This window comes from Pseudomonas sp. KB_15 (genome assembly GCF_052114525.1).
GTDB lineage: Bacteria > Pseudomonadota > Gammaproteobacteria > Pseudomonadales > Pseudomonadaceae > Aquipseudomonas.
In genome coordinates this window covers 15,792-42,731 of sequence record NZ_JBFREX010000029.1, presented here as the reverse complement: position 1 = coordinate 42,731, position 26,940 = coordinate 15,792, and the positions used below count along the sequence as shown (strand labels likewise).

Below are 26,940 nucleotides of genomic sequence, written 5' to 3'. Positions count from 1 at the left end.
TCACAATTTCTTCACATTCAAAATTAAGCATTAGATGTGCCAATGGCGGTGGGGCTTGCCCGAAACCAAGACTCGCCTACGCTTCACGCTGGACATGGTGTCCGCCTGAATAGAAGGAGTAGGAAATGGGTGAGGTTACGTATCCGTGCTACTGGCAGAAAAAAGACAACTCTAAACAGTGGTACTGGATCTATTACGCCAAAAATGGAGAAGCAATCGCTCGAAGCAGCGAGAGCTACGTGAATCGATCAGACTGCACTCACTCAATTAATCTGATGCAAAATTCATCTGCATCAAAGATCTTCTACACAGAGTAAATCTGAGGTGTTGAGTAGTAGAAATGAGTAGTAGAACCAGAAACGAAAAAACCCCGTAACTCATTGAATTACGGGGCTTTTCTATGTATGGCGGAGAGATAGGGATTCGAACCCTAGGTACCGGTGAAGGTACAACGGATTTCGAATCCGTCCCATTCGGCCACTCTGGCATCTCTCCAACGGCGCGCATCATAACAACACTTTCGCTGGAAGCGAACCCCCCAGGCGAAATATTTCTGTGCTTTCAGATGCTTGCGTCGATTAAAGCGGTACGCCCAGACGGTTGGCAACTTCTTCGTAGGCTTCGATGACATCACCGAGGCCCTGACGGAAGCGGTCCTTGTCCATTTTCTTGCCGGTGGCCTTGTCCCACAGACGGCAGCCGTCCGGGCTGAATTCGTCGCCCAGCACGATGGAACCATCGTGGAACACGCCGAATTCCAGTTTGAAGTCGACCAGCAGCAGGCCGGCGTCGTCGAACAGCTTGCTCAGGACTTCGTTGACCTTGAGCGACAGTTCTTTCATGCGAACCAGTTGCTCGGCGGTGCCCCAGCCAAATGCCACGACGTGGGATTCGTTGATGAACGGATCGCCCTTGGCGTCGTCCTTCAGGAACAGCTCGAAGGTGTAAGGGTTGAGCTTCATGCCCTCTTCGACACCCAGGCGCTTGACCAGGCTGCCAGCGGCATAGTTACGCACGACGCACTCGACCGGAATCATGTCGAGCTTTTTCACCAGGCATTCGTTGTCGCCCAGCAGCTTGTCGAATTGGGTCGGCACACCAGCAGCTTCGAGCTTCTGCATGATGAAGGCGTTGAACTTGTTGTTCACCATGCCTTTGCGGTCGAGCTGTTCGATACGCTTGCCGTCGAACGCCGAAGTGTCGTTGCGAAACAGCAGGATCAAACGGTTAGCGTCGTCGGTCTTGTAAACCGATTTGGCTTTGCCGCGGTAGAGTTCTTCACGTTTTTCCATGATGGGCTCCGCTTGCTAAGTAGATGGGCTAGGCGATGTGGCGCCAGTCGAGCCCTGAATCTTGATCGGCCAGTTGCAGCCAGTCCGGGTCGCACCCGAGGGTGTCGACAAAACATTGCCGGGCCAGCTGCGGCAGGTTGTTCTTGCTGCTCAGATGGGCCAGGACCAGGTGTTGCAGGTCTTTCCAGCCCAGCTCGGCCACCAGGAATGCCGCCTGATGGTTATTCAGATGTCCCAGTTCACCGCCCACCCGCTGCTTGAGAAAGTACGGGTAATGACCGCGAGCCAGCATGTCACGGCAGTGATTGGACTCGATCATCAACGCATCGAGGTCCCGATAGCCGTCCAGCACCTTGTCACAATACGAACCCAGGTCGGTCAACAGGCCGAAGCGCCGCTCACCGTCACTGAAAACATATTGCGTCGGTTCTTGTGCATCGTGGGCCACGGCAATGACACCGATGCTCAAGTCGCCGATTTGCAACTGCTCGCCGCCGGCCAGAAAGCCTGCGGGTTCAATCGGTTTGCGCATCCCGCGCAAGGTCCCGCGACTGAGGTAGACAGGCAGATTGTAGCGCCGAGACAGCAAGCCCACGCCATGCACGTGGTCGGCATGTTCGTGGGTCACGAGTATCGCGCTCAGCTGCGCTGGGTTCACACCCAGGCGCAGCAGGCGTTTTTCGGTTTCCCGCAGGGAGAAACCACAATCCACCAATACGTACGTATCAGCGCTGGCTATCAGCGTGCCGTTCCCTTGACTGCCGCTGCCGAGAACGGCAAAACGCATAGGATCAGCCCAGGTTGTCCTGAATCTTGCTCAACACTTTACGCGCCACGTCTGCTGGCGCCACGGTGTTGATGTTTTTCTCGACGGTGACCTGGACGTTCTCGCCAACCTTGCTCAGGCGAACCTGATAACGCTCGGCGCGGGCGTCAAGCTCTTCCTTGCTCGGCGCACTGCCGAACAGGCTGCTGAAGAAGCCTGGCTTGTCGTCTTTCTTCTCGGCTTTTTCGGCCAGGTTGATGTAGTACAGGCCCAGGCTGCGGTTGATGTCTTCAACACGCCATTCGCCTTGTTCCAGCGCACGACCGACGCTCGACCAGGCACGATCCAGGTCGGTACCGACGTTCAGCACAGGGTTGCCGCTGCCGTCCTCGCTCAGGCTGACACGACCTGGCGCATCGAAATCACGCGATGCCAGCATGGAGACCGAACCGCCCTTCTCCGAAATACGGCTCATGCTCGCGAGCATGTCGTCGACCAGTGCCGCGTCCAGGCCAGTGTTGACCGAACGGTTGGTGAAGGCCACGTCAGCGGTGCTGCCGGCAGGACGCTCGGCGCTGACCACATAGACTTCACTGGTGTTGCGCTGCACGCCCGGCTCAATGCGCACCCGCACGCGGGTTTCGCTGTCTGTGCCGACACCGGCCGCGCTCAGGCGCTTGGCCATGGCCGCGGACAGTTCGTCGGAATGCTGCCAGGTCGTGGTGAATTCGCCGGTTTGCGGACGCTGTTCATCCAGACGGAAACCGTTGTCCTGGAAGAACTGAACGGCCACAGGCCAGACTTCAGCCGGCGGGTTCTGCGCCAGGATGGAGCTGGAGCCGCCGCTCTTCTGCAGGGAATAGGCACTGGCATCGGCACCCGCCGTCAGCGGCTGCGGCCGAGGTACGACGTATTCGCCCTTGACGGTGTCATCGGCCACGTTGCGCGGGATCGGCAACAGCGGATCCAGACGCTTGGCGGTACGGACATCCTGCGGTACTTGCATCGGTGCAGTCTGTTGCGCTTCCAGGTAATCGCTACCACGGTCACGGAAATAACCTTCCGGGCCCCAGATCCATCCGCAGCCACTGGTGCTGGAGATAATCAAGGCAAGTGCGGAAAGTCCGGCCATTCGCTTCATGCGTTGTACTTCCTCAATTAAACCAGGACGCCGCACTGGCGCAGGGCCGTGCGCAGCGTTTCGTGACAGGGTGCGCTCAGCCAGGTCAACGGCAGGCGAATGCCTTCGTGCATCAGGCCCATTTCAACCAAAGCCCACTTCACCGGAATCGGGTTGGCTTCGATGAACAGGTCCTTGTGCAGCGGCATCAGTTTTTCGTTGATTGCCCGTGCAGTCTCGGCATCCCCCTTGAGGGCGGCCTCACACAGATCGGCCATTTCACGCGGAGCGACGTTGGCGGTAACGGAGATGTTGCCCTTGCCGCCCATCAGGATCAGCTCGACGGCAGTCGGATCATCACCGGAAAGGACGATGAAGTCCTTGCTTACGCCATCGAGGATGGCTTTGGCGCGCTTGAGGTCGCCGGTCGCTTCCTTGATACCGATGATGTTCGGCACGGTGGACAGGCGGATCACGGTTTCGGCCTGCATGTCGCAGGAGGTGCGGCCGGGAACGTTATAGAGAATCTGCGGGATGTCGACCGCTTCGGCAATGTGCTTGAAGTGCAGGTACAGGCCTTCCTGGGTCGGCTTGTTGTAGTACGGCACGACCAGCAGGCAGGCATCGGCGCCGGCTTCCTTGGCATTGCGGGTCAATTCGACGGCTTCGCGGGTCGAATTGGCGCCGGTACCGGCAATCACCGGAATGCGACCATTGACCTGCTTGACTACCGCCTTGATGACGGCGATGTGTTCATCGACATCAAGGGTTGCCGACTCGCCGGTGGTACCGACGGCGACAATGGCATGGGTGCCGTTTTCAAGGTGGAAGTCCACGAGTTTGCTGAGGCTGTCCCAGTCAAGACGCCCCTGTGCATCCATGGGTGTGACCAGTGCCACCATACTGCCCGCAATCATGAAACCGCTCCTGCCGGAAAAAGAGAGCCGTAATGGTACTGGCGCCAAGATGCTTGCACAAGCGAAGTACTGTGCTGCCGCCATTCCCCTTGGCGCCGGTTTTCGCTACCCTTCAGACTTTGATCGGTACGGACAAGCTCGTCCGTCGGGTTTCAGCCTCCATTTTCGGCATCACAAGCCCTGATCCAGCGTTGCCGCCTCTCGCTCCCGCCCTGCCGGAGCACGTTGCAACCTGCCGCTTGGGGTTTTCTGAATTCGCATCCGCAGGCTGGCTCCCGGCAAAACGCCCTTTGGACGTATCGACCGCTCATCGCTTTAGGAATGCTGCATGTCCACCCCCACAGTTCGCGAACAATTCCTTGTTATCAGTGCCCTCGGCGCCAACCCCATGGAGCTGACCAACGTCCTGTGCCGCGCCAGCCATGAAAACCGCTGCGCCGTTGTCACCTCTCGCCTGACCCGGCATGGCGAATGCAGTGCGCTGGTGCTGGAAATTTCCGGTAGCTGGGATGCCCTGGCGCGCCTGGAAGGCAGCCTGCCAGTGCTGGCCAAGCGGCATGCGTTCACGGTGAACGTGGTGCGCAGCGCCGCCCTGGAAAACCGCCCCCAGGCCCTGCCGTACGTCGCTTATGTCAGCTCGGCCTACCGCTCGGACATCATCAACGAGCTGTGTCAGTTCTTCATGGACCACAATGTCGAACTGGAAAACCTGACCTGCGACACCTATCAGGCTCCGCAGACCGGCGGCACCATGCTCAATGCCACGTTTACCGTGACCTTGCCGCCTGGCGTGCAGATCAGCTGGCTGCGCGATCAGTTCCTGGATTTTGCCGACGCGCTGAACCTCGATGCCCTGATCGAACCCTGGCGCCCACAGAACCCAATGTAAGGAAGCTTTCATGGCCGTTGCCATCGACCAACCGGTTGCCGATTTCGAAGCCCCCGCCACCAGCGGGCAGACCGTCAGCCTCGCCGGCCTGAAAGGCAAGCAGGTGGTGATCTACTTCTACCCCAAGGACAGCACGCCGGGCTGCACGACCGAGGGGCAAGGCTTTCGTGATCAGTATGCTGCGTTCAAGGCCGCCAATACCGAAGTGTTCGGCGTGTCTCGCGACAGCCTGAAATCCCACGAGAACTTCAAGTGCAAGCAAGAATTCCCCTTTGAGCTGATCAGCGACAAGGACGAAGCCATCTGCCAGCTGTTCGACGTGATCAAGCTGAAAAAGCTCTACGGCAAGGAATACATGGGCGTGGATCGCAGCACGTTCCTGATCGACGCCAAAGGCGTGCTGCGTCAGGAATGGCGCGGTGTGAAGGTACCAGGGCATGTTGATGCGGTTCTGGCGGCGGCTCAGGCCCTCGACAAAGCCTGATTCATATAGCGCCTATCCGGACGCTTTCGCGGGCAAGCCCGCTCCCACATTGGACCTTGTTCGCCTGAACAACTCGGTCAACTGTGGGAGCGGGCTTGCTCGCGAAGGCGTTCCGACGAAGAGGCCATCAGCCTCACCGAAGAATTAAAGCAGCGGCGCCACTTCCGGCTCTTTACGCGGCCAGGCATCCAGCACCGCCTTGAACAGCGTCGCCAGGGGAATCGCAAAGAACACGCCCCAGAAGCCCCACAACCCGCCAAACAGCAGCACCGCACAGATGATCGCCACCGGGTGCAGGTTGACCGCCTCCGAGAACAGCAATGGCACCAGCACATTGCCATCCAGCGTCTGGATGATCCCGTAGGCCGCCATCAAGTAAATGAACTGATCGCTCCAGCCCCACTGGAACAGTGCAATCAGAAACACGGGAACGGTCACCACCACGGCGCCGACATAAGGCACCACCACCGAAATCCCTACCAGCAATGCCAGCAGCGCCGCGTAGTTGAGCTCAAGAACAACAAAGGCGATGTAGGTCACGCCACCGCAAATGAAGATTTCGATGACCTTGCCGCGAATGTAGTTGGCGATCTGCCGGTTCATTTCATGGGCGACCCGGGTGATCAACGCCCGTTCACGGGGCAGGTAGCCGCGCACCCACTGGCCGATCATGGCCCGATCCTTGAGGAAGAAAAACACCAGGATCGGCACCAGCACCAGGTAGATCATGATGTTCACAAGCAATGGCAGGCTCGACAGCGAGAACGTCAGTGCCCACTGACCAAACTTGCCGATTTCGCCCCGCGCCACTTCGATGGCCTGAAGCACTTGCTCATCAGACACCAGATGCGGATAGCGCTCCGGCAGCAGCAGCAACAGTGACTGCCACTTGGCGAGCATGCCGGGCAACTCGTTGAACAGGGTGATCAGTTGATGCCAGAGCAATGGCACGACAACCACGATGAATACCAGCAACAACCCCATGAACAATGCAAAGACCAACCCCACCGCGACCCCGCCCGGCACCCGCAGGCGCTCGAGGGTCACCACCAGCCCCTGCATCAGGTACGCCAGCACCATCCCGGCGAGCACCGGCGCCAGCATACCGCCCAGGGTCAATACGGCGGTGAACGCCAGAAACAGCAGAACAGCCAGCACCACCGCTTCTTCATCGGAGAAATAGCGCTGAATCCAGTCGCGTAACACTTTGAACATCAATAATCCTTAGGAACAAACGCAGCCGATTTCAGGCTTTTTTCAACCAGTAGCGGTAAACACCCGCGTCATCTTCTTCACGAAGCAGGGTATGACCGGCCAATCGGGCAAAGGTGCGAAAGTCGCGCTGCGAACCCGCATCAGTGGCGATGACCTTGAGTACCGCACCACTGTCCAGCCGGTTGAGCTCCATCTTGGCCTTGAGCAACGGCAACGGACAATTCAGGCCACTGGCGTCCAGTTCAACGTCATGCTCTACAGCGTCGGTCATTGCATCACTCCGGGTCAGGTGGTTGAGTTGCCTAGAATATCTGGTCGCAACGCCGGTGTCCGGCTACAGTAAGGTCTTTGTCGACTAAGGCTTTGTGCATGACATTTCTGCGCCCTACCCTGCTGACGCTCGCTTGCCTGCTCGCCTCACCGGGCTTCGCCGACGACCTGCCGTCACTCGGCGACGCCAGTTCTGCCATTGTCTCACCGCAACAGGAATACCAGCTCGGCCGCGCCTGGCTGGCAATGTTGCGCAGTCAGGTTTCGCAGCTCAACGATCCACAACTCAAGGATTACGTGGAATCCAGCGTTTACCGACTGGTGGAGACCAGCCAGGTCACTGACCGGCGCCTGGAATTCATCCTGATCAACAGCCCGCAACTCAACGCCTTTGCGGCGCCGGGCGGGATTGTCGGGGTTAATGGTGGTTTATTCCTGAATGCCCAGACCGAAGGCGAATACGCCTCGGTACTGGCGCACGAATTGGCTCACTTGTCGCAGCGCCACTTTGCCCGGGGCGTCGAAGCGCAAAAACGCATGCAAGTGCCGATGATGGCGGCATTGCTGGCCGGGATCGTGGTTGCAGCCGCCGGCGCCGGTGACGCAGGGATCGCGGCCATTGCCGGCACACAGGCAGCGGCCATTCAGGAACAGCGGCGCTTCTCCCGTCAGAACGAACAGGAAGCCGACCGTATCGGCATTCTCAATCTGGAAAAGGCCGGTTACGACCCCCGGTCGATGCCCACGATGTTCGAGCGTCTGATGCGCCAGTACCGCTACGATGCCAAGCCACCGGAATTCCTGCTGACTCACCCGGTCACCGAATCGCGTATCGCCGACACCCGCAACCGCGCCGAACTGGCACCACAGGGCGGTATCGAAGACAGCATGCGTTATCAACTGATCCGCGCGCGCGTCCAACTGATCTATGAAGAAACCCCGGGGCTCGGTGCCAAGCGCTTCCGCGCCCTGCTCGACGAGAACCCGAAAAACGACGCGGCGCGCTACGGCCTGGCGATTGCCCAGATCAAGGGCGGACAACTGAACGAAGCCCGGGAAAACCTCAAGCCGCTACTGGCCAAGTCACCCAACGAAATCATCTACAACCTGGCTCAGGTCGATCTGGACATCACCAATAATCGCCTGCCGGATGCCCAGTCCCGGGTTGACCGGTTGATGACCCAGTACCCTGGCAACTATCCGCTGAATCAGGTGCGCGTCGACCTGCTGCTCAAGCAGAACCGCGCTGGCGATGCGGAGAAAGCCCTGGAAGGCCTGCTCAAGTCTCGCCCGGATGATCCGGACGTGTGGTATCAGGTTGCCGAGACGCGCGGCCTGTCGGGCAATATCATCGGCCTGCATCAGGCTCGCGCCGAATATTTTGCGCTGGTCGGGGACTACAAACAGGCCATCCAGCAACTGGACTTCGCCAAACGCAAGGCAGGCAGCAACTTCCCGCTGTCTTCGCGGATCGACGCGCGGCAACGCGAGCTGATGGAACAGGAGCGCATGATCAAGGACATGATGGGCTGACGCCCCCCGGAGACAAAAAAAATCCGGACAAAAAAAACCGCCTCTCTCGAGGCGGTTTTTTCTATTCAACCAACAACCGGGCTATTCAGCCAGTTTGAAGGTGATGAAGCTCGCACGCCCCTGACGCAGTACCCGCATCGATACCGAGCGGTTCTTTGGCAGCGCCTTGGCGATGTCCGCGAACTCCTTGGTGGAACCGATGGCCTGGTTGTTCAGGTGGGTGATCACATCACCCGGCTGCAAGCCGATCATGGCGGCAGGACCGTCCTGGACTTCCTTGATCACCACACCACCTTTGAGGTCGAAGGTTTTCTTCTGTTCGTCCGTCAGCTCGACCACGGAGACACCGAGGCGATTGCTGCTGCGCTCGATGCTGGATTTTGGCTCGGCGCCCAGCTCCTTACCTTCTTCCGGAATGGCACCAACGGTCAGCTCGACATTCTTGCGCTTGCCGTCACGAATCACTTCCAGATTGGCTTTTGCACCAGCCTTCAATGCGCCAACGAGGTGCGGCAGGTCGGCCGACATAACGATTGGCTGACCGTTCATGCTCAGGATCACGTCGCCCACTTGCAGGCCACCCTTGGCAGCCGGGCCATCATCCTGGATCTGGGCAACCAGCGCACCCGCCGGTTTTTCCAGACCGAACGACTCGGCCAGGTCCTTGCTCACTTCCTGAATCACGACACCCAGCCAGCCACGGCTGACCTTGCCACCGGATTTCAGCTGATTGGAAACATCCATGGCCACGTCGATCGGGATAGCAAACGACACACCCATGAAGCCACCGGAGCGGGTATAGATCTGCGAGTTGATCCCGACCACCTCACCGTTCAGGTTGAACAGCGGGCCGCCCGAGTTACCCGGGTTGATCGGCACGTCGGTCTGGATGAACGGCACATAGTTTTCGTTCGGCAGGCTGCGACCAACGGCACTGACGATGCCTTGGGTCACCGTGTGGTCAAAGCCGAACGGCGAACCGATCGCGACAACCCATTGGCCGGCCTTCAGGTCCTGGGATTTACCGAGCTTCAACACCGGTAGATCCTTGCCTTCGATTTTCAGCAGCGCCACATCGGAACGTGGATCAGTACCGACCAGCTTGGCTTTCATTTCGCTACGATCAGCCAGGCGAACGAGGATTTCGTCAGCATCGGCGATCACGTGGTTGTTGGTCAGGATGTAGCCATCGGAAGAAATGATGAAACCCGAACCCAGGGAGGTTGCCTCACGCTGACGGTCGCGAGGTGAACGGGATTGTGGTGGCATGCCCCGTTCGAAGAATTCGCGCAGCATCGGCGGCAAACCTTCGAGGTCGGGCATTTGCTGGCTGACTTTGCGATCCGGCAGCTTTTGCGTGGTACTGATGTTCACGACCGCAGGCGAAGCCTGTTCGACCAGTTGCGTAAAGTCAGGCAGTTCGACCGCTTGGGCGGTGACCGCCTGACCGAGCACCAGCACGGTGGCAATAATGGAAAGGTAGGACTTCAAGCGTGGTATCGACATACGGCTCCCGTTACGACGAGCAGGGTTAAGCGATATGGAGCAAGGAACACCGGGAACAATACGCCGGTATTTTTGTTCCGGGAACAACAAACAAGGCCAGAGCCGAGGGGCTCTGACCTATAAGAAATTTACGGGCTTTTTGCAAATTGAAATGCTCACGAAACATTTCGAATTCAGCTCACTGCTTGGTTGCAGCGGCGTCGGTACGCATCGAAAGCGCTATCCGTTCAGCAGTACCGACCGGTATCTCGCCGACGACAGTCACCATCATGTCACCCTGTGCCGTGGTCAAGCGCCGGGAAACCGCAACGGTCGGCCCCAACTGAGTGCGGGTATCAGTGACTGTTGCGCCGTTCAATGGTTCGAGGAATACCGAAAAGCGCGTCAGGCCATCGTCATACATGAGGCTGTTGACCTGGGTCTTGGTTTCCGGATCCTTGCGAGCGGTGCTGCTGGTCAGCTCGAAGCCGGGCGGCAACCAGTCGGAACGCCAGACCTGGGCAGACTTGACGGCAGAAGCCTTGTCACTCTCGAGGTTGACCGGCTTGCAATCATTAGTGGCCTGCAGGTCTTTTTCGGAAGGAACGTCGGCGGTATCCAGTTGCGTGAACTGGAAGCGCTCCAACAACCGCCCCTTGTCGTCCAGTAGCAAGGACTTCAAAGGCAGGCCGGTCTCTTTGTCCAGATGCAGTTCAAAACCGTAGCGGTGCTGATCGCGGGGTGTCAGCGATACGATCACCGCCGAACGCCCGGCGACACGCGACTTGCCGATGACGGCGAGGTCATACCAATTCTTGAGCTTTTGAGGATCGAGTGCACGGGCAGCGGAGTTCGGGGAGTCCCCAAGCCCTGCTATCAACGTGCCGCTGACGCATTGGGTTTGCCCATCAATGCGAACGACTTCCTGAGCGGAACCGTCGAGCTGGATCAATCGCTCGCGGACGTTTCCATCCTGGACGCGGTGCCAGATGTTATGGGTAGAAAAACTACCGTTACGCTCGTAGACGAAAGTACCCTGAAAGCTTTGCTGTTGCTCTGCCTGGCCCAGGCGGGTCAACCAGTCCTGGGCATCATCGGCCTGGGCTGGAACGATGAACCAGCCGCTGAGCAGAAGCGAAAGTAGAGGTATGGCGCGCATGATCCTCCTTAACGGTTTTCCAGACTTGCGGCACGAGCGTACGGCAGAGCGCTCTCAGTGCCTTTCAGTGCAGCCTGTTGTGCATGTTGGCGCAAGTAACCTGGCAGACGCTGATCGTGCCAGCCTGGCTGACCTTGCAAAACGCCGTTGGCCATTGGGCCAGTAGCTTGCGAACTCTCATTGTAGCCTGCCAGAACAGCAGGGCCTTTTACTTGAGGAACGGCCAGCGCGGGTTGACTGGATTGCTGGGCCAATTCGACACCGGCGATCTCATCCTGGTTGTACAGACGCACACCGGCCAGCACCGCCAGGGTCACGGAAGCTGCGACCGCCAGACGACCCAGGCTGCGCCATGGACCACGGGAAGGTTTTGCCGGTACGGCTTCGTCAGCCAGGGCAGCAGAAACAGCCGCAGCGATGTCCAGACGTGGAAGCAGCAGATCCTTGTGCATCACTGCCCGGGCGATCTGATAACGAGCCCATGTTTCACGGGTTTCAACATCGTCACAGGCATTCAATACCCGACGCAATTCCAATTCGTCCGCTTCGTTATCCATCACTGCGGACAGCGATTCCTGCAGGGCTTCACGACTCATGGCGTTCCTCTCTTGGCTGTCGCCGCTGTCTTTAGTTTTCCTGCAACAACGGCTGCAGGGCTTTGTCGATGGCCTCCCGGGCGCGGAAAATCCGGGAGCGCACGGTGCCTACCGGACATTGCATGACACTCGCAATGTCCTCGTAACTCAGACCATCAAACTCACGTAAAGTTAAAGCCGTACGCAAATCTTCCGGCAGTTGCTGAATGGTTCGATGGACGGTGCCTTCGATCTCATCCCGCAGCAAAGCCCGTTCTGGCGACTCGAGATCCTTGAGGCCATGATCGCCATCGTAGAACTCTGCATCCTCGGAACTGACATCGCTATCCGGCGGCCGACGGCCGCGTGAAACCAGATAGTTTTTCGCCGTGTTGATGGCGATGCGGTAAAGCCACGTATAAAACGCGCTGTCTCCGCGAAAATTTCCAAGTGCACGGTACGCCTTGATAAAGGCTTCTTGTGCCACATCCTGGGCTTCATGGGTGTCGTGCACGAAACGCACGATCAACCCGAGAATTTTGTGCTGGTATTTCAGCACTAGCAGATCGAAAGCACGCTTGTCGCCGCGTTGAACGCGCTCGACCAGTTGCTGATCCTCTTCCTGGGTTAGCATGAACACTCCTCGATGAGCTCGGAGGAGGCTTGCAGAACTAAACGACTAGACTTGCAAACATAGACTCGGGCTTTTCGCAAAAGTTCTCCCCCTCCAGGCAAGTTTCCTGCGGGCTCTGATTTGGCACGCACGAAAAGCGCAGCGCGAGTTGACCCGGCTGCGCGAATAATCTTGTCATCGGTTTCCTGGGCAAGGATCGAACTGCAATCCCGCACTGAAGCCGACACTGTCCCTTGTTTCAGGCAACCGTCTATTGATCTTGGCACTTTGGCAAAAGTTCCAAATATTTATAGCTGTGCCGACCCGACATTGTGCAACCGTGTAGGGAAAAAGACTGTTAAATCGGCGATACAGTCATTCTCGCGCCCAACGGGCAGAAAAACATCCGACGAAGCGTCCGATATTTTGCGTCACAGTAGTTTCACAATGCCATGCTGGCTCGGGTATTGTGCCGCTCCCCCCCTCTATATACTAGTGGGCTGTGCTGCTGCCTTGACTCGCCTGTCCAGCTGCACCACCCCCGACCCGGGTCGCTTTGAGCGGAATCCTGAAATGAGCCAACAGTTTCAACACGATGTTCTGGTAATTGGCAGCGGTGCTGCCGGCTTGAGCCTTGCGCTGACCTTGCCCGGTCATTTGCGCATTGCCGTTCTGAGCAAGGGCAACCTCGCCAATGGCTCGACTTTCTGGGCCCAGGGCGGCGTTGCGGCCGTGCTGGATGACACCGACACCGTTGAATCCCATGTCGATGACACGCTCAATGCCGGCGGCGGCCTGTGTCATGAGGACGCCGTGCGCTTTACCGTCGAGCACAGCAAGGAAGCGATTCAATGGCTGATCGACCAGGGCGTGCCCTTTACCCGTGACGAACAGTCGGGTAACGAAGATGGCGGGTTCGAGTTCCACCTGACCCGCGAAGGCGGTCACAGCCATCGACGCATCATCCACGCCGCCGATGCCACCGGCGCTGCCATTTTCACCACCCTGCTCGACCAGGCCAGGAAACGACCAAACATCGAACTGCTGGAACAGCGGGTCGCGGTTGACCTGATCACGGAGAAACGCCTGGGACTCGAAGGTGATCGCTGCCTCGGTGCCTATGTACTCAATCGCGGCACCGGCGAAGTCGACACCTATGGCGCGCGCTTTGTGATCCTCGCCTCAGGTGGCGCGGCCAAGGTTTACCTGTACACCAGTAACCCTGACGGCGCCTGCGGCGATGGCATCGCCATGGCCTGGCGCTCGGGCTGCCGGGTGGCGAACCTGGAATTCAACCAGTTCCACCCCACTTGCCTGTATCACCCGCAAGCCAAGAGTTTCCTTGTCACCGAAGCCCTGCGGGGCGAAGGTGCGCACCTGAAGCTACCCAACGGCGAACGCTTCATGCAGCGCTTCGATCCACGGGCCGAGTTGGCGCCACGGGACATCGTCGCCCGGGCCATCGACCATGAAATGAAGCGCCTGGGCATCGATTGCGTCTATCTGGACATCAGCCACAAGCCCGAAGCCTTCATCAAGACGCACTTCCCGACGGTGTACGAACGCTGCCTGGAATTTTCCATCGACATCACCAAACAACCGATTCCGGTGGTACCGGCGGCGCACTACACCTGCGGCGGCGTGATGGTCGACCAACAGGGCCGTACCGATGTGCCGGGGCTGTACGCCATTGGCGAAACCAGTTTTACCGGCCTGCACGGCGCCAACCGCATGGCCAGCAACTCACTGCTGGAATGTTTCGTTTATGCCCGCTCGGCGGCCGCGGACATTCTCGAACAACTGCCCCGGGTTCCGCTGCCAGCCCCCCTTCCCGCCTGGGATGCGAGCCAGGTCACCGATTCCGATGAAGACGTGATCATTGCGCACAACTGGGATGAGCTGCGGCGATTCATGTGGGACTACGTCGGCATCGTGCGCACCAACAAGCGCCTGCAACGGGCACAACACCGCGTGCAACTGTTGCTGGATGAAATCGACGAGTTCTACAGCAACTACAAGGTCAGCAGGGATTTGATCGAACTGCGCAACCTGGCCCAAGTGGCCGAGCTGATGATTCTGTCAGCCATGGAGCGCAAGGAAAGCCGTGGCCTGCATTACACTCTCGACTATCCGAACATGTTGCCGGTCGCGCTGGACACTATTCTGGTGCCGCCCACCTACGTCGGCTGAATTTGAGCCGTACCCGCAGGCGTCGGTGCACATCCGCCGCCTGCGCATCCCGGGGCACGCAAATGGCCCTGACCCGGCGCTCGCCACGCAGACGAAAACGCAACACCACAATCAACGGCAGCGCCAGGCTGTCCGGCCTTAATTGCACGGGCTGCCAACCCTTGGCCCGACTCCACAACTGCCAGCCATCGGCATCGCGCCGCAAGCCGCAAAATGCCTGCGGGTGCGTCAGCAGGATTTGCCGGGGCAACAGCCAGACTCCGTGAGCCACGCACAGCACGATGCCGAGCGAGCTGGCCCAGAGCGGAATTGACAGTAAAAACAACGAACCCAACGCGAACAGCTGGGCCAAAAGATACGCCGCCAGCAATTGCCGTGAGGCATGCCAGCGGCATTCGAACGAATTACTTGGGCTGGACACGGTCCAGGATCATGCGAACCATGCGTTGCAGTTCAGGATCTTCGGATTCGCTGCGTTCCATGAACCAGCCGAACATGTCCTGATCTTCGCATTCGAGCAACCTGACGTAGCAGGCGCGATCAACCTCGTTGAGGTGCGGGTAAACCTCTTTCACAAACGGCACCAGCAACACGTCAAGCTCGAGCATGCCGCGGCGGCTGTGCCAGTAGAGGCGGTTCAGTTCAACATCTTCGACCATGGAGCGCTCCTCAAATAGGCCGCAAGTATACAGGCCCGCGCCCGGTCGAACAGTCGGCTTTGGTCGGGCACCGGTGATCCTTTGTGAACTACCCATTTCCAAGGCGTCCCCTTATGATGTCCGCCAGACTCTTTACCCTGCGATGACCCATGGCCGATTCTGCTTTTTTCTGCACCCTTTCTCATGAGGGTGTTCTCGCGGTCCGCGGCGCGGACGCCAGCAAATTCCTGCAAGGCCAACTGACCTGCAATCTCGACTACCTGAGCGATTCCCGGGCCAGCCTCGGTGCGCGCTGCACCCAAAAAGGCCGGATGCAATCGAGTTTCCGCATCCTGCTCGAAGGGGACGGTGTAGTCCTGGCCATGGCCACCGAATTGCTCGAACCACAACTGGCGGACCTGAAAAAGTACGCGGTGTTTTCCAAGTCGAAACTGACCGACGAAAGTGCCGCCTGGGTCCGCTTCGGCATTGACCATGGCGACGCCGCACTGGCCAGCCTCGGCCTGGACCTGCCGGCAGAAACCGACAGCGTCGTGCGCAACGATGGGTTGATTGCCATCCGTGTCTCGCCTGAGCGCGCCGAGTTGTGGGTCGCCGCAGGTCTTGCCGATGCGGTCAAGAGCAAGCTATCGGCGTTGCTGAGCGAAGGCGATCTGAATCAATGGCTGCTGGGTCAGGTCCGCGCAGGGATCGGCCAGGTCATGCCGGGAACCCGCGAGTTGTTCATCCCGCAGATGCTCAACCTGCAAGCGGTCGGTGGCGTGAGTTTCAAGAAAGGTTGCTACACCGGGCAGGAAATCGTCGCGCGGATGCAGTACCTGGGCAAACTCAAGCGCCGCTTGTATCGCCTGCAACTGGCTGCCAGCGAACTGCCTGAACCGGGTATACCGCTGTTTTCCCCAACCCACGGCAGCTCCATCGGCGAAGTGGTGCTGGCTGCCAGCGCCGGACAGAACATTGAACTCCTGGCTGTGTTGCAAGCCGAAGCAGCAGAAAGTGGAGACATCCACCTGGGCGCGCTCGAAGGGCCGTCCTTGCAGCTGCTCGACCTGCCTTATGAACTGGACCGCGATCGCGAAATCCAGCAATAACGGCAGCACTTGGCCTAGAGAGACTAAATGAGCGAGCTGGCGGAAAAGGTCCAACAGGATTTGGTTGAGGCCATCAATAACGATGACCTGGTTCTGCCAACGTTACCGGAAGTGGCCCTGCAAATCCGCAAGGCCGCAGAAAACCCGGAAGTCAGCGTCAGCACCCTGAGCAAAGTGATCGGCCGTGATACCGCGCTGTCGGCACGCCTGATCAAAGTGGTCAACAGCCCACTGTTGCGCGCGACCCAGGAAGTGACCGATCTGCATACCGCGATCACCCGCCTGGGCATCAACTACAGCTGTAATCTGGCGATCGGCCTGGTCATGGAGCAGATTTTCCATGCCCGCTCCGACGCGGTGGAACAGAAGATGCGCGATGTCTGGCGTAAAAGCCTGGAAATCGCCGGCGTCAGCTACGCCTTGTGCCGCCGCTACACCCGACTCAAGCCCGACCAGGCGGCCCTTGGCGGGCTGGTGCATCAGATCGGCGTGCTGCCGATCCTGACCTACGCTGAAGATCACTATGAGCTGCTGTCCGACCCGGTCAGCCTCAACCATGTGATCGACCAGATTCATCCGCTGATCGGCGAAAAACTGCTCAGGGTCTGGGAATTTCCCGACATGCTGGTGCAAGTGCCGCGGCTATACCTGAACTTCCAACGCCAGTCTGCGCAGGTCGATTATGTGGATCTGGTGCAGGTGGCCAGTCTGTATTGCCACAAAGATACTGACCATCTGATCTCGAGCATCGATCCCTTCAGCGTACCCGCTTTCGTCAAGCTCGGGATCGATCCGGACAACACGGCGATGTGTGCCGATCTGGAAGAAACGCGCTCGATGTTTTACTGATCAAAGACCGCGTCGCCCCCATCGCGAGCAAGCTCGCTCCCACATTTGATCTGCGGCGACTCGGTTCAATGTGGGAGCGGGCTTGCCCGCGAAGGGGCCTGAACAGACGCTGCATCAATCCCCTGCAACAAAGCTCACCCGCACCTTCAATCCCGCGTGCTCGCCATCGTGCAGGCTGATCTGGGCCAGATGCGCGCGGCAGATCTCACCGACAATCGCCAAACCTAATCCCGAACCGGCCACTTGCTGATTGCGTCGGTAAAAGCGCTCGAATACCCGGCCGCGCTCCTCCAGAGGAATGCCGGGACCATCATCTTCGACTTCCAGCACGGCGGGCGCCGAGACGCGCAAAATCACGTTGCCACCCGGCGGCGTGTGGGCCAGTGCGTTATCCACCAGATTGCTCAGCAGCTCGTTCAATAGCGTCGGCTCGCCCCGCAGCCAGACGGGTTCATCCGCCTCCAGCGCCAGCGCGATACCGCGCTTGTGCGCCAACGGCGCCATGGCCATGCCCAGCTCCCGGGCCAATTGACTCAGGTCCAGCAACTGCGCGCCGCCCTCGGCAATCGCCCTGGCACCATTTTCGACCCGCGCCAGGGAAAGCAACTGATTGGCCAGGTGGGTCAAGCGATCAGTACCCTGGGCCGCGGTCTCCAAAGTGCTGCGCCAGGTATCGGGCTCGGCTGAGCGCATGCCCAGTTCCAGTCGCGCCTTGAGCGCCGCCAGAGGCGTACGCAGTTCATGGGCCGCATCGGCGATGAATTGCGCCTGTTTCTCGAACTGTCCGCGCAGGCGCTCGGTAAAGTGATTGAGTGCACGCACCAACGGCCATAATTCGCGTTGCACTTCCACCAGAGGCAAGGGGCGCAGATCGTCCGGCTGGCGTTCTTCCACCGCCGTGCGCAAGCGCTCCAGCGGGCGCAATGCGGCACTCACCGCAAACCACACCAGCATCAATGCCCCGACTGCCAGCATACCCAGGCGTAACAAAGTATCCGCCGCCAGACTGCGGGCCATGCTCACTCGCGCTTCATCGGTTTCTGCTACGCGTATTTCCGCCATGCCGTTCATGTTCGGCTCGCTCACGGGTTTGAGCAGGCTCACCACGCGCACGTTCTGCCCGCGATACTGGGCGTTGTAAAAACGTGCCAGCGCCGGATAGTCATCGGTGCGCGGCGTTCCCGGCGGTGGCGCCGGCAGATTTTCGTAACCGGAAATCAGCTTCTGATTGATGTCGTTGACCAGGTAGAAAATCCGCCCGGCGCTGTCGTAGGCAAACGTATCGAGGGCCACATAGGGCACGTCGGCACTCAGGGTGCCGTCGCGCTGGGAGATGCCAGCGGCGATGGTCCGCGCCGAGGCCAGCAAGGTGCGGTCATAGGCCGTGTCGGCGGCTTCGCGACCGTTCCAGTAGGCGCTCAAGCCGCTGGCCAGCATCAACACCACCAGCAACAAAGCCAGGTTCCACAGCAACCGCCAACGCAGGCTGCTGGGCTTATGCATCGCGGCTTTCCAGCAAGTAACCGAGGCCACGGAAGGTCACGATGGCGACCGGCTGGCCGTCGAGTTTCTTGCGCAGGCGGTGCACGTAGATTTCGATCGCATCGGGACTGGCCTCTTCATCGAGCCCGAACACTTGGGAGGCCAGTTGTTCCTTGCTCATCACCCGGCCGGGACGCGCAATCAGGGCTTCGAGTACAGCCTGTTCGCGGGAGGTCAGGGTCAGCAGCTCTTCGCCGAGGGTGAAACGCCGGGTTTCCAGGTCATAGGCCAGCACACCGCAACGCTGAATGCGCTCACCGCCCAGCACACTGCGGCGCAGCAAGGCTTTGACCCGGGCTTCAAGCTCGGTCAGTTCGAACGGCTTGGCCAGGTAATCGTCGGCGCCGAGGTTCAGGCCGTGGACGCGATCTTTGACATCGCTGCGCGCGGTCAGCATCAACACCGGCAGGTTCTTGCCCCGCGCCCGCAAACGCGCCAGCACTTCGAAACCATCCATGCGCGGCAAGCCGACGTCGAGGATCGCCATGGCGTATTCCTCGCTGCCCAGCGCCAGGTCGGCCGCCACGCCATCGTGCAGCACGTCCACGGTCAGCCCGGTGCTCTTGAGCGCCTGGGCGACACTTTCGGCGAGCTGCAGATGGTCTTCGACGAGCAGGACACGCATGGATCTTTACCTCATTCCGGGATGGTCGACGCCATTCTCTGGCGCGAAGTTTACAGCCGCAACCGCCGCTGTGAAGCCCGAAAACCGTGAAAGTCAGCTGAAAGGTTAGCGAAAGGTTAGCCCGTTACAGTCCGGCTACGGACAGTTTCGACTGCCGTCGCTGCCGCCACACAGCGATACGAAAAACGCCTCGAAGCGTTTTCGACAAATAAGAACAATAAACGGAGTAAGTCATCCATGCAGTCCCTGCAGACCCAGGCTATCGCGCCTGCCCGCCTCTCCCGTTTCAGCCACACTGCGCTTGCCAGCGCTGCCGCCCTTGCCGGCTTTTCACCATTGAGCCAGGCCGCATTCTTCGAAGACAGCTCGGCCACTTTCGAAACCCGCAACATGTACTTCAATCGCGATTTTCGCGACGGCACCAGCGCCCAACAGTCCAAGCGTGACGAGTGGGCCCAGGGCTTCATGCTCAATCTGAAATCAGGCTACACCGACGGCACCGTGGGGTTCGGTGTCGATGCCCTGGGCATGATGGGAGTCAAGCTCGATTCGAGCCCGGATCGTACCGGTACCGGCCTGCTGCCGACCGACGATGGGCGAGCCGTCGACGAATATTCCAAGCTCGGCCTGACCGGCAAAATGAAAATCTCCGCCAGCGAGCTGAAAATCGGCAGCCTGATTCCGGAATTGCCGATCCTCAAGGCCAACGACGGGCGCATCCTGCCGCAGACCTTTGAAGGCGGCATGCTGACCTCCAAAGAGATCAAGAACCTGACCTTCACCGGCGGGCGCCTGGACAAGGCCAAGGATCGCGACAGCACCGACTTCGAGGACATTGCCCTCAACAACAAGAACAGCCGTTTCGCTGGCACCGTGGCCGGCAAGCACTTTGACTTTGGTGGTCTGGACTACAAGTTCACCGACAAAATCACCGGCAGCTACCACTTCGCGCAACTCGATGAAGTCTACAACCAGCACTTCCTCGGTTTGATCACCTCGCAGCCATTCGGCCCCGGCACTTTTGCCAGCGACCTGCGGTTTGCCATCAGTGACGACCAGGGCGAGGCCCGTGGCGGCAAGATCGACAACAAATCCCTCAACGGTCTGGTGAGTTACGCCTTGAGCGGGCACAAGTTCAGCGCGGGCTACCAGCACATGTCCGGTGACAGCGCATTCCCGTATGTGGATGGCAGCGACCCGTACCTGGTGAACTTCGTACAGATCAACGACTTTGCCGGCGCCGAGGAGCGCTCCTGGCAAGCGCGCTATGACTTCGACTTCGTCACCCTCGGCGTCCCCGGCCTGAGCTTCATGAGCCGTTACGTGAGCGGTGACAACATCAAGCTCAAGAACGGTGACGAAGGCAAAGAGTGGGAACGCAACTCCGAGATTAAATATGTTGTACAAAGCGGCGCACTCAAGGATGTCGCCGTGCGCTTGCGCAATGCCACCTACCGCTCCAACTACTCTGCTCGCGATGCCGATGAAGTGCGTCTGCTGGTGAGCTATAGCGTTGCCCTTTGGTAATTCAGTACGTCGATAACAACAACTCCCAAGGAGACTTGAATGAACCTGTCAATGCGTAAACTAGCCCTCGCCGCCAGCGTCCTGCTGTTCACCGGCCAAGCGCTTGCCGAACCCAAACGCCCGGAATGCATCGCCCCGGCCTCGCCCGGCGGTGGTTTCGACCTGACCTGCAAACTGGCGCAAAGCGCGCTGGTCAACGAAAAACTGCTGACCAAACCGATGCGCGTGACCTACATGCCCGGCGGTGTCGGCGCGGTGGCGTACAACGCGGTGGTTGCCCAGCGTCCGGCGGATGCCGGCACCCTGGTGGCATGGTCAAGCGGTTCGCTGCTGAACCTGGCCCAAGGCAAATTCGGTCGCTTCGATGAAAGCAACGTGCGCTGGCTGGCCGCCGTCGGCACCAGCTATGGCGCCATCGCGGTGAAAAGCGATTCGCCTTACAAGACTCTGGACGATCTGGTCCAGGCACTGAAGAAAGATCCGAGCAAAGTGGTGATCGGTTCCGGCGGCACCGTCGGCAGCCAGGACTGGATGCAAACCGCGCTGATCGCCAAGGCCGCCGGGATCAACCCGCGCGACCTGCGTTATGTTGCCCTTGAAGGTGGCGGTGAAATTGCCACCGCCCTGCTTGGCGGCCACATCCAGGTCGGCAGCACCGACATCTCCGACTCCATGCCACACATCCAGAGCGGCGACATGCGGTTGCTGGCCGTGTTTGCCGAGAAGCGTCTGGACGAGCCGGAAATGAAAGACATCCCGACCGCCAAAGAGCAAGGCTACGACATTGTCTGGCCGGTGGTGCGCGGCTTCTACCTCGGGCCAAAGGTCAGTGACGAAGACTACGCCTGGTGGAAAGACGCCTTCGACAAACTGCTGGCCTCGCCTGAATTCGCCAAGCTGCGCGATCAGCGTGAACTGTTCCCGTTCGCCATGACCGGCCCGGAACTGGACACCTACGTGAAGAAGCAAGTCGCGGACTACAAAGTGCTGGCCAAAGAGTTCGGCCTGATCCAGTGATCGCCTCTGTCTAGCGGCTGCGGCTCCGTTTTGCGGGGCCGCGGCACAGGAGTTTTCCATGCTCTTACAACGCATTTTTGCTTCGGTGCTGTTACTGGTCTGTCTCGGCCTGGCACTGATGGCGTGGCCGTACCAAGCGGCTTTTTCCTACGAACCGGTGGGGCCTCGGGCCTTTCCACTGCTGATGCTTGGCCTGATGGGCTCAGCGCTGTTGTACATGGCGTTCCGTCCGGCACCGATCAAGCACAGTGCCGACGAGCCGCCGCTGGATCGCGAAACCCTGACCAAGATCGGCATCTGCGTGGTGCTGTTGCTGGTGTTCGCGGGCACCTTCGAACCGCTGGGTTTCATCGTCGCCAGCATCCTGATCGGCGTGCCCATGGCCCGTCTGTATGGCGGTCGCTGGGTGCCAAGCATCGTGATCATCAGCCTGATGGCCGTCGGCCTCTACCTGCTGTTCGACAAGTTGATGGACGTGCCGCTGCCTTTGGGTGTGCTCGACGTTCTGGAGAACTGATATGGATACTCTTGGCTATTTGGGTCAGGGTTTCGGCGTCGCGCTGAGCCCGTATAACCTGGTGACTGCACTGTGCGGCACCCTGATCGGTACCGTGGTCGGCCTGTTGCCGGGCCTGGGGCCGATCAACGGCGTGGCACTGTTGATCCCGATCGCATTCGCCCTCGGCCTGCCACCGGAGTCGGCACTGATCCTGCTGGCGGCGGTGTATCTGGGTTGCGAATACGGCGGCCGGATCAGCTCGATCCTGCTGAATATCCCGGGCGAAGCGTCCACCGTGATGACCACCCTCGATGGTTACCCGATGGCACGCAAAGGCCTGGCCGGTGTAGCGCTATCGCTGTCGGCATGGAGCTCGTTCATCGGTGCCTTTATCGCAACCTGCGGCATGGTGCTGTTCGCCCCGCTGCTGGCGAAATGGGCGATTGCCTTCGGCCCGGCGGAATATTTCGTACTGATGGTGTTTGCGATTGTCTGCCTCGGCGGCATGGCCGGTGACCGTCCGCTGAAGACGTTCATCGCGGCGCTGATCGGTCTGTTCCTGTCGACCGTCGGCATCGACGCCAACAGCGGTGTGTATCGCTTCACCGGGGACAACATCCACCTGACCGACGGCATCCAGTTCGTCGTGCTGGTGCTGGGCCTGTTCTCCATCAGCGAAATTCTGCTGCTGCTGGAAAAAACCCACCACGGCCAGGAAGCGGTGAAAGCCACCGGGCGCATGATGTTCAACTTCAAGGAAGCGGCGTCGGTGTTCGTGGTGAACATCCGTTGCGGCGTACTGGGTTTCATCATGGGCGTGTTGCCGGGTGCCGGTGCGACCCTGGCCAGTGCCGTGGCCTACATGACCGAAAAACGCATGGCTGGCGCCAAGGGTACTTTCGGCCAGGGCGACATGCGCGGCCTCGCCGCTCCGGAAACCGCCATCGGTGGCGCAGCTTGCGGTGCGCTGGTGCCGATGCTGACCCTCGGCGTTCCAGGTTCCGGCACCACGGCGGTGATGATCGGCGCGCTGTCGCTGTACAACATCACTCCGGGGCCGCTGCTGTTCCAACAGCAACCGGACATCGTCTGGGGCCTGATCGCTTCGTTGTTCATCGCCAACGTGATGCTGGTGATCCTCAACATCCCGATGATCCGCATCTTTACCCGCATCCTCGCCGTGCCGAACTGGGCACTGGTGCCGGTGATCGCGATCATTACCGGGATTGGTGTCTACGCGGTGCACGCTACAACGTTCGACCTGTTCCTGATGATTGGCATCGGCATCTTCGGTTATATCCTGCGCAAGCTGGACTTCCCGCTGTCGCCGGTATTGCTGGGCTTCATCCTCGGCGGCCTGATGGAACAGAACCTGCGCCGCGCCCTGTCGATCTCCAACGGTGCACTGGAAATCCTCTGGTCGAGCCCGATCACCTTCGGTTGCTGGATCCTGACGGCGATCATGCTGCTGATGCCGCTTATCCGCATCTGGCGCAAACGTTCGGCCGCGCAACGCGCTATCGCCGATGTCTGACAGGTCCCCCTTCAAACTCTGGTGGGGAACCCCGCTGGTCGGCCTGCTTGGCGGTTACCTCGCCAGCCAGGTCGGCTGGCCTTTGCCGTGGATGGTCGGCTCGTTACTGGCGATCATCCTCGTGCGCTGCCTGACACCCTGGCAATTGGCCGAAATCCCTGGCGGCCGCAAGTGCGGCCAGTGGATCGTCGGCATCGGTATCGGCCTGCACTTCACCCCGGTGGTGATGGAGCAGGTGCTGAGTCATTTCGGTCTGATCTTCTTCGGTGCGTTGGTCACCAGCCTGTCGGCGGTCGTCGGCGTGTGGCTGATGCGCCGTACCGGTGAAGATCGCGCCACGGCGTTCTTTTCCAGCATGCCCGGCGGTTCCGGGGAGATGGTCAACCTCGGCGCCCGCAATGGTGCGGTGCTCAGCCGTGTGGCGGCGGGGCAGAGTTTGCGGGTGTTGGTCGTGGTGCTCTGCGTGCCGGCGGCGTTCAAGTATTTGTTGGGCGATGGTGCCCCGGTTTTACATGCCAACGCTGTGGACTGGCGCTGGCTGGCCCTGCTGTTCCCCGCTGGCGCTTTGGCGGCCTGGATCTGGGAACGCCTGCGGCAACCCAACCCCTGGCTGTTCGGGCCATTACTGGTCAGTGCGGCCGTCAGCATCGGCTGGGATCTGCACATCGGCTTGCCCAATGGCGGTAGCCAGATCGGCCAATGGTTGATCGGCAGCGGTCTGGGCTGTCACTTCAACCGGCAGTTTTTCCGGCGTGCGCCATCGTTCATGGGCCGCACCCTGATCGGCACAGTGTTGACCATGCTGATCGCGACCGTAGCAGCCCTGGGTTTGAGTGCGCTGACCCACCTGGATCTGCGCTCACTGACATTGGGCATGATGCCCGGCGGCATTGCCGAGATGAGCCTGACGGCGGAAACCCTGCAACTGTCGGTGCCGCTGGTGACGGCAATGCAGGTGATGCGGTTGTTGTTTGTGCTGTTTCTGGCGGAGCCCCCTGTGGGAGCGAGCTTGCTCGCGATGGGGCCAGTCAGGTCAACCAATCAAACCGGCGGCAACCGCCACTCGATCGGCGTCTCGCCATTCTGCTCAAGAAACTTGTTGGTGCGGCTGAAGTGCCCGCACCCGAGGAAGCCGCGATAGGCCGATAGCGGTGACGGGTGCACCGAAGTCAGCACCAGGTGCTTGGTGGCATCGATCAGTTTCTGCTTACTCTGGGCATGGGCACCCCACAGCATGAACACCAGGTGCGGTTGCTGCTGGCTGACCACTTCAATGACCCGATCGGTGAAAAACTGCCAGCCCTTGTCCTTGTGCGCATTGGCATTGGCGCGCTCGACAGTCATGGTGGTGTTGAGCATCAACACGCCCTGATCGGCCCAGCTCTGCAAGTAGCCATGGTTGGGGATGTCGATGTTCAGGTCGCGTTTGAGCTCTTTGTAAATGTTCACCAATGACGGTGGCGCCGGCACGCCGGGTTGCACCGAAAAGCACAAACCATGGGCCTGGCCCGGGCCGTGATAAGGATCCTGACCGAGAATCACCACTTTGACCTTGTTCAGCGGCGTGGAATTGAGCGCGTTGAAAATCATCGGCCCCGGCGGATAGATTTCCTTGCCGGCCGCCCGCTCCTGTTGCAGGAAGTTTCGCAACTCTGTCATGTAGGGCTGGTCGAATTCGGCACGCAGTGCCTCCTTCCAGCTCGGTTCGAGTTTGATACGGTCGTCAGCAGTCATGGTCATACCCGGCAAAAACAATGGGGCGAACCCTAGGAAAGCGCACCACGCTTGTCAATTGATCTGACGCAGATCCGGCACTTTCCTACACTGCGATCATACTTAACCTTCAAATTCCCGATCGAGGTCACGATGAATCTGCACTTCGAAGAACTCACCGGCACCGACGGCGCCCGCATCGGCATCGCCAGCCTGGATGCCGAAAATTCCCTGAACGCCCTGTCCCTGCCGATGATCAACGCCCTGCGCGACCGCATGGCGGCCTGGGCCAAGGACCCGCAGATCGTCTGCGTGCTGTTGCGCGGTAATGGCCCCAAAGCTTTTTGTGCCGGGGGTGAAGTGCGCAGCCTGGTCGAAGCCTGCCGCGCGCAAGCCGGGGAAGTGCCGCCACTGGCCGCGCACTTTTTTGCGGCGGAATATCGCCTGGACTTCCACCTGCACACCTACCCCAAACCGCTGATCTGCTGGGGCCATGGCTATGTGCTGGGCGGCGGCCTGGGGTTGTTGCAAGGGGCGAGCATTCGCATCGTCACACCGAGCAGCCGGCTGGCAATGCCCGAGATCAGCATCGGCCTGTACCCGGACGTTGGCGCCAGTTGGTTTCTGTCGCGCCTGCCCGGCAGGCTCGGGTTGTTCCTGGGCCTGACCGGTGCGCACATGAACGGCCGCGATGCCATCGACCTGGACCTGGCGGATCGTTTCCTGCTCGATGAGCAGCAGCCGGAATTGATCGAAGGCCTGTTGCAATTGAACTGGCAGGAACAGACCCCCATGCAGCTCAACAGCCTGCTCAAGGCCTTACAACAGGAAGCCGTGGCGCAGATGCCCGAAGCCCAGTGGTTGCCGCGCCGTCAGCAGATCGATGAGCTGCTGGATGTCAGCGACGTGCGTTGCGCCTGGAAGGCCATCAGCGCCTTGCGCGATCACAGCGATCTGTTGCTGAGCCGCGCGGCCAGGACCATGAGCGAAGGCGCACCGCTGACCGCTCATCTGGTGTGGGAGCAGATCGTCCGTGCCCGGCACCTGTCGCTGGCCGAAGTCTTCCAGATGGAATACACCCTGAGCCTCAACTGCTGTCGTCATCCGGAATTCAGCGAAGGCGTACGTGCCCGGTTGATCGACAAGGATCAGAAGCCGCACTGGCATTGGCCGGACATCAACAACGTGCCGGACGCGGTGGTAGAGGCGCATTTTCACAAGGCGTGGGAAGGCCGGCATCCGTTGGCGGACTTGTCAGAGTATTAAAGTCCGGACATAAAAAATGTGGGAGCGAGCTTGCTCGCGATGAAGGCGTGTCAGTAGAAATCAATGTTGCCTGACACTCCGCCATCGCGAGCAAGCTCGCTCCCACAGCA

28 protein-coding genes and 1 tRNA gene are annotated in these 26,940 nt (G+C 59.8%); 13 read left to right on the top strand and 16 right to left on the bottom strand.

Annotated features, from left to right (window positions below; genetic code table 11):
• The first annotated feature begins 125 nt into the window (after positions 1-125).
• Positions 126-317, top strand: a complete 192-nt coding sequence (locus AB4Z35_RS20755) for a DUF1508 domain-containing protein (protein WP_097139784.1) — start codon at positions 126-128, stop codon at positions 315-317.
• An 88-nt stretch (positions 318-405) separates the two neighbouring features.
• Here AB4Z35_RS20755 and AB4Z35_RS20750 read toward each other — a convergent pair.
• From AB4Z35_RS20750 to dapA, 5 genes are all read right to left on the bottom strand, one after another.
• A tRNA-Ser gene (locus AB4Z35_RS20750) sits at positions 406-495 on the bottom strand.
• Between the two features lie 83 nt (positions 496-578).
• Complete coding sequence (purC, locus tag AB4Z35_RS20745) at positions 579-1,292, bottom strand: phosphoribosylaminoimidazolesuccinocarboxamide synthase (RefSeq protein ID WP_007944067.1); 714 nt, start codon at positions 1,290-1,292, stop codon at positions 579-581.
• A 28-nt stretch (positions 1,293-1,320) separates the two neighbouring features.
• Positions 1,321-2,079 carry an MBL fold metallo-hydrolase gene (locus AB4Z35_RS20740; RefSeq protein ID WP_007984759.1) on the bottom strand — a complete coding sequence of 253 codons (759 nt, stop codon included), beginning with the start codon at positions 2,077-2,079 and terminating at the stop codon, positions 1,321-1,323.
• Between the two features lie 4 nt (positions 2,080-2,083).
• Entirely contained in the window at positions 2,084-3,199 is a 1,116-nt protein-coding gene (gene bamC, locus AB4Z35_RS20735; RefSeq protein ID WP_442099098.1) for an outer membrane protein assembly factor BamC, read from the bottom strand.
• Between the two features lie 17 nt (positions 3,200-3,216).
• Positions 3,217-4,095, bottom strand: coding sequence for a 4-hydroxy-tetrahydrodipicolinate synthase (dapA, locus tag AB4Z35_RS20730; protein WP_007996203.1), 879 nt, complete (start codon positions 4,093-4,095; stop codon positions 3,217-3,219).
• A 328-nt stretch (positions 4,096-4,423) separates the two neighbouring features.
• Between dapA and AB4Z35_RS20725 the strand changes: the two genes are divergently transcribed.
• Together AB4Z35_RS20725 and AB4Z35_RS20720 are read left to right on the top strand one after the other, a co-directional pair.
• Positions 4,424-4,984, top strand: a complete 561-nt coding sequence (locus AB4Z35_RS20725) for a glycine cleavage system protein R (RefSeq protein ID WP_007984753.1) — start codon at positions 4,424-4,426, stop codon at positions 4,982-4,984.
• Positions 4,985-4,994: 10 nt separating this feature from the next.
• Positions 4,995-5,468 carry a peroxiredoxin gene (locus AB4Z35_RS20720; RefSeq protein WP_442099096.1) on the top strand — a complete coding sequence of 158 codons (474 nt, stop codon included), beginning with the start codon at positions 4,995-4,997 and terminating at the stop codon, positions 5,466-5,468.
• A 144-nt stretch (positions 5,469-5,612) separates the two neighbouring features.
• Here AB4Z35_RS20720 and AB4Z35_RS20715 read toward each other — a convergent pair whose 3' ends face one another.
• A complete protein-coding gene (locus AB4Z35_RS20715; protein WP_442099094.1) occupies positions 5,613-6,683 on the bottom strand; it encodes an AI-2E family transporter in 1,071 nt (356 codons plus the stop codon).
• Between the two features lie 31 nt (positions 6,684-6,714).
• Positions 6,715-6,954, bottom strand: a complete 240-nt coding sequence (locus tag AB4Z35_RS20710) for a sulfurtransferase TusA family protein (protein WP_442099092.1) — start codon at positions 6,952-6,954, stop codon at positions 6,715-6,717.
• Between the two features lie 98 nt (positions 6,955-7,052).
• Here AB4Z35_RS20710 and AB4Z35_RS20705 point away from each other — a divergent pair, with 98 nt between their 5' ends.
• Positions 7,053-8,486 (top strand): M48 family metalloprotease, encoded by a 1,434-nt coding sequence (locus AB4Z35_RS20705; protein WP_007996209.1) that lies wholly within the window; start codon positions 7,053-7,055, stop codon positions 8,484-8,486.
• 81 nt (positions 8,487-8,567) lie between these two features.
• Here AB4Z35_RS20705 and AB4Z35_RS20700 read toward each other — a convergent pair whose 3' ends face one another.
• From AB4Z35_RS20700 to rpoE, 4 genes are all read right to left on the bottom strand, one after another.
• Positions 8,568-9,992 carry a DegQ family serine endoprotease gene (locus AB4Z35_RS20700; RefSeq protein WP_007996210.1) on the bottom strand — a complete coding sequence of 475 codons (1,425 nt, stop codon included), beginning with the start codon at positions 9,990-9,992 and terminating at the stop codon, positions 8,568-8,570.
• Between the two features lie 178 nt (positions 9,993-10,170).
• Positions 10,171-11,130, bottom strand: coding sequence for a MucB/RseB C-terminal domain-containing protein (locus AB4Z35_RS20695; protein ID WP_442099090.1), 960 nt, complete (start codon positions 11,128-11,130; stop codon positions 10,171-10,173).
• Between the two features lie 8 nt (positions 11,131-11,138).
• Positions 11,139-11,726 carry a sigma-E factor negative regulatory protein gene (locus tag AB4Z35_RS20690; protein ID WP_007996213.1) on the bottom strand — a complete coding sequence of 196 codons (588 nt, stop codon included), beginning with the start codon at positions 11,724-11,726 and terminating at the stop codon, positions 11,139-11,141.
• Positions 11,727-11,757: 31 nt separating this feature from the next.
• Positions 11,758-12,339: an RNA polymerase sigma factor RpoE gene (rpoE, locus tag AB4Z35_RS20685; RefSeq protein ID WP_003172477.1), complete on the bottom strand. Its 582-nt coding sequence runs from the start codon at positions 12,337-12,339 to the stop codon at positions 11,758-11,760.
• Between the two features lie 552 nt (positions 12,340-12,891).
• Between rpoE and nadB the strand changes: the two genes are divergently transcribed.
• On the top strand, positions 12,892-14,508 hold the full coding sequence (gene nadB / locus AB4Z35_RS20680; RefSeq protein WP_442099087.1) for an L-aspartate oxidase: 1,617 nt from the start codon (positions 12,892-12,894) through the stop codon (positions 14,506-14,508).
• On the opposite strand, the gene AB4Z35_RS20675 is transcribed toward nadB, so the two are convergent.
• A complete protein-coding gene (locus AB4Z35_RS20675) occupies positions 14,477-14,929 on the bottom strand; it encodes a protein YgfX (RefSeq protein WP_442099085.1) in 453 nt (150 codons plus the stop codon). The genes nadB and AB4Z35_RS20675 overlap by 32 nt on opposite strands.
• A complete protein-coding gene (locus AB4Z35_RS20670) occupies positions 14,913-15,167 on the bottom strand; it encodes an FAD assembly factor SdhE (protein ID WP_003184348.1) in 255 nt (84 codons plus the stop codon). Before AB4Z35_RS20670 ends, AB4Z35_RS20675 begins: the two co-directional genes overlap by 17 nt.
• A 149-nt stretch (positions 15,168-15,316) precedes the next feature.
• On the opposite strand from AB4Z35_RS20670, the gene ygfZ reads away from it, so the two are divergent.
• Entirely contained in the window at positions 15,317-16,258 is a 942-nt protein-coding gene (gene ygfZ / locus AB4Z35_RS20665) for a CAF17-like 4Fe-4S cluster assembly/insertion protein YgfZ (RefSeq protein ID WP_442099083.1), read from the top strand.
• A gap of 27 nt (positions 16,259-16,285) precedes the next feature.
• Positions 16,286-17,107 (top strand): HDOD domain-containing protein, encoded by an 822-nt coding sequence (locus tag AB4Z35_RS20660; RefSeq protein WP_442099081.1) that lies wholly within the window; start codon positions 16,286-16,288, stop codon positions 17,105-17,107.
• Between the two features lie 114 nt (positions 17,108-17,221).
• Here AB4Z35_RS20660 and AB4Z35_RS20655 read toward each other — a convergent pair whose 3' ends face one another.
• Positions 17,222-18,610 carry a sensor histidine kinase N-terminal domain-containing protein gene (locus AB4Z35_RS20655; RefSeq protein ID WP_442099079.1) on the bottom strand — a complete coding sequence of 463 codons (1,389 nt, stop codon included), beginning with the start codon at positions 18,608-18,610 and terminating at the stop codon, positions 17,222-17,224.
• Positions 18,603-19,274: a response regulator gene (locus AB4Z35_RS20650; RefSeq protein WP_007979804.1), complete on the bottom strand. Its 672-nt coding sequence runs from the start codon at positions 19,272-19,274 to the stop codon at positions 18,603-18,605. Before AB4Z35_RS20650 ends, AB4Z35_RS20655 begins: the two co-directional genes overlap by 8 nt.
• 237 nt (positions 19,275-19,511) lie before the next feature.
• Here AB4Z35_RS20650 and AB4Z35_RS20645 point away from each other — a divergent pair, with 237 nt between their 5' ends.
• Genes AB4Z35_RS20645 through AB4Z35_RS20625 form a run of 5 tightly spaced genes read left to right on the top strand, consistent with a single transcriptional unit; the run spans position 19,512 to position 24,992 of the window.
• Positions 19,512-20,801, top strand: a complete 1,290-nt coding sequence (locus AB4Z35_RS20645) for an OprD family porin (RefSeq protein ID WP_442099077.1) — start codon at positions 19,512-19,514, stop codon at positions 20,799-20,801.
• A 39-nt stretch (positions 20,802-20,840) separates the two neighbouring features.
• On the top strand, positions 20,841-21,818 hold the full coding sequence (locus tag AB4Z35_RS20640) for a Bug family tripartite tricarboxylate transporter substrate binding protein (protein WP_007996223.1): 978 nt from the start codon (positions 20,841-20,843) through the stop codon (positions 21,816-21,818).
• A 58-nt stretch (positions 21,819-21,876) separates the two neighbouring features.
• Positions 21,877-22,335, top strand: a complete 459-nt coding sequence (locus AB4Z35_RS20635; protein ID WP_007996224.1) for a tripartite tricarboxylate transporter TctB family protein — start codon at positions 21,877-21,879, stop codon at positions 22,333-22,335.
• A 1-nt stretch (position 22,336) separates the two neighbouring features.
• Complete coding sequence (locus tag AB4Z35_RS20630) at positions 22,337-23,851, top strand: tripartite tricarboxylate transporter permease (RefSeq protein ID WP_007996225.1); 1,515 nt, start codon at positions 22,337-22,339, stop codon at positions 23,849-23,851.
• Positions 23,844-24,992 carry an AbrB family transcriptional regulator gene (locus tag AB4Z35_RS20625; protein WP_442099074.1) on the top strand — a complete coding sequence of 383 codons (1,149 nt, stop codon included), beginning with the start codon at positions 23,844-23,846 and terminating at the stop codon, positions 24,990-24,992. The genes AB4Z35_RS20630 and AB4Z35_RS20625 overlap by 8 nt, the downstream gene beginning before the upstream one ends.
• Here AB4Z35_RS20625 and ung read toward each other — a convergent pair.
• Positions 24,893-25,585, bottom strand: a complete 693-nt coding sequence (gene ung, locus AB4Z35_RS20620) for a uracil-DNA glycosylase (protein WP_007996228.1) — start codon at positions 25,583-25,585, stop codon at positions 24,893-24,895. The genes AB4Z35_RS20625 and ung overlap by 100 nt on opposite strands.
• A gap of 132 nt (positions 25,586-25,717) precedes the next feature.
• On the opposite strand from ung, the gene AB4Z35_RS20615 reads away from it, so the two are divergent.
• Complete coding sequence (locus AB4Z35_RS20615; RefSeq protein WP_442099072.1) at positions 25,718-26,830, top strand: enoyl-CoA hydratase/isomerase family protein; 1,113 nt, start codon at positions 25,718-25,720, stop codon at positions 26,828-26,830.
• The last annotated feature ends 110 nt before the right edge of the window (positions 26,831-26,940 follow it).

Bases quoted from the DNA above. Each gene is read 5' to 3' on its own strand.
- AB4Z35_RS20755 (WP_097139784.1), top strand. From the start codon at position 126: ATGGGTGAGGTTACGTATCCGTGCTACTGGCAGAAAAAAGACAACTCT.
- purC (WP_007944067.1), bottom strand. From the start codon at position 1,292: ATGGAAAAACGTGAAGAACTCTACCGCGGCAAAGCCAAATCGGTTTAC.
- AB4Z35_RS20740 (WP_007984759.1), bottom strand. From the start codon at position 2,079: ATGCGTTTTGCCGTTCTCGGCAGCGGCAGTCAAGGGAACGGCACGCTG.
- bamC (WP_442099098.1), bottom strand. From the start codon at position 3,199: ATGAAGCGAATGGCCGGACTTTCCGCACTTGCCTTGATTATCTCCAGC.
- dapA (WP_007996203.1), bottom strand. From the start codon at position 4,095: ATGATTGCGGGCAGTATGGTGGCACTGGTCACACCCATGGATGCACAG.
- AB4Z35_RS20725 (WP_007984753.1), top strand. From the start codon at position 4,424: ATGTCCACCCCCACAGTTCGCGAACAATTCCTTGTTATCAGTGCCCTC.
- AB4Z35_RS20720 (WP_442099096.1), top strand. From the start codon at position 4,995: ATGGCCGTTGCCATCGACCAACCGGTTGCCGATTTCGAAGCCCCCGCC.
- AB4Z35_RS20715 (WP_442099094.1), bottom strand. From the start codon at position 6,683: ATGTTCAAAGTGTTACGCGACTGGATTCAGCGCTATTTCTCCGATGAA.
- AB4Z35_RS20710 (WP_442099092.1), bottom strand. From the start codon at position 6,954: ATGACCGACGCTGTAGAGCATGACGTTGAACTGGACGCCAGTGGCCTG.
- AB4Z35_RS20705 (WP_007996209.1), top strand. From the start codon at position 7,053: ATGACATTTCTGCGCCCTACCCTGCTGACGCTCGCTTGCCTGCTCGCC.
- AB4Z35_RS20700 (WP_007996210.1), bottom strand. From the start codon at position 9,992: ATGTCGATACCACGCTTGAAGTCCTACCTTTCCATTATTGCCACCGTG.
- AB4Z35_RS20695 (WP_442099090.1), bottom strand. From the start codon at position 11,130: ATGCGCGCCATACCTCTACTTTCGCTTCTGCTCAGCGGCTGGTTCATC.
- AB4Z35_RS20690 (WP_007996213.1), bottom strand. From the start codon at position 11,726: ATGAGTCGTGAAGCCCTGCAGGAATCGCTGTCCGCAGTGATGGATAAC.
- rpoE (WP_003172477.1), bottom strand. From the start codon at position 12,339: ATGCTAACCCAGGAAGAGGATCAGCAACTGGTCGAGCGCGTTCAACGC.
- nadB (WP_442099087.1), top strand. From the start codon at position 12,892: ATGAGCCAACAGTTTCAACACGATGTTCTGGTAATTGGCAGCGGTGCT.
- AB4Z35_RS20670 (WP_003184348.1), bottom strand. From the start codon at position 15,167: ATGGTCGAAGATGTTGAACTGAACCGCCTCTACTGGCACAGCCGCCGC.
- ygfZ (WP_442099083.1), top strand. From the start codon at position 15,317: ATGGCCGATTCTGCTTTTTTCTGCACCCTTTCTCATGAGGGTGTTCTC.
- AB4Z35_RS20660 (WP_442099081.1), top strand. From the start codon at position 16,286: ATGAGCGAGCTGGCGGAAAAGGTCCAACAGGATTTGGTTGAGGCCATC.
- AB4Z35_RS20655 (WP_442099079.1), bottom strand. From the start codon at position 18,610: ATGCATAAGCCCAGCAGCCTGCGTTGGCGGTTGCTGTGGAACCTGGCT.
- AB4Z35_RS20650 (WP_007979804.1), bottom strand. From the start codon at position 19,274: ATGCGTGTCCTGCTCGTCGAAGACCATCTGCAGCTCGCCGAAAGTGTC.
- AB4Z35_RS20645 (WP_442099077.1), top strand. From the start codon at position 19,512: ATGCAGTCCCTGCAGACCCAGGCTATCGCGCCTGCCCGCCTCTCCCGT.
- AB4Z35_RS20640 (WP_007996223.1), top strand. From the start codon at position 20,841: ATGAACCTGTCAATGCGTAAACTAGCCCTCGCCGCCAGCGTCCTGCTG.
- AB4Z35_RS20635 (WP_007996224.1), top strand. From the start codon at position 21,877: ATGCTCTTACAACGCATTTTTGCTTCGGTGCTGTTACTGGTCTGTCTC.
- AB4Z35_RS20630 (WP_007996225.1), top strand. From the start codon at position 22,337: ATGGATACTCTTGGCTATTTGGGTCAGGGTTTCGGCGTCGCGCTGAGC.
- AB4Z35_RS20625 (WP_442099074.1), top strand. From the start codon at position 23,844: ATGTCTGACAGGTCCCCCTTCAAACTCTGGTGGGGAACCCCGCTGGTC.
- ung (WP_007996228.1), bottom strand. From the start codon at position 25,585: ATGACTGCTGACGACCGTATCAAACTCGAACCGAGCTGGAAGGAGGCA.
- AB4Z35_RS20615 (WP_442099072.1), top strand. From the start codon at position 25,718: ATGAATCTGCACTTCGAAGAACTCACCGGCACCGACGGCGCCCGCATC.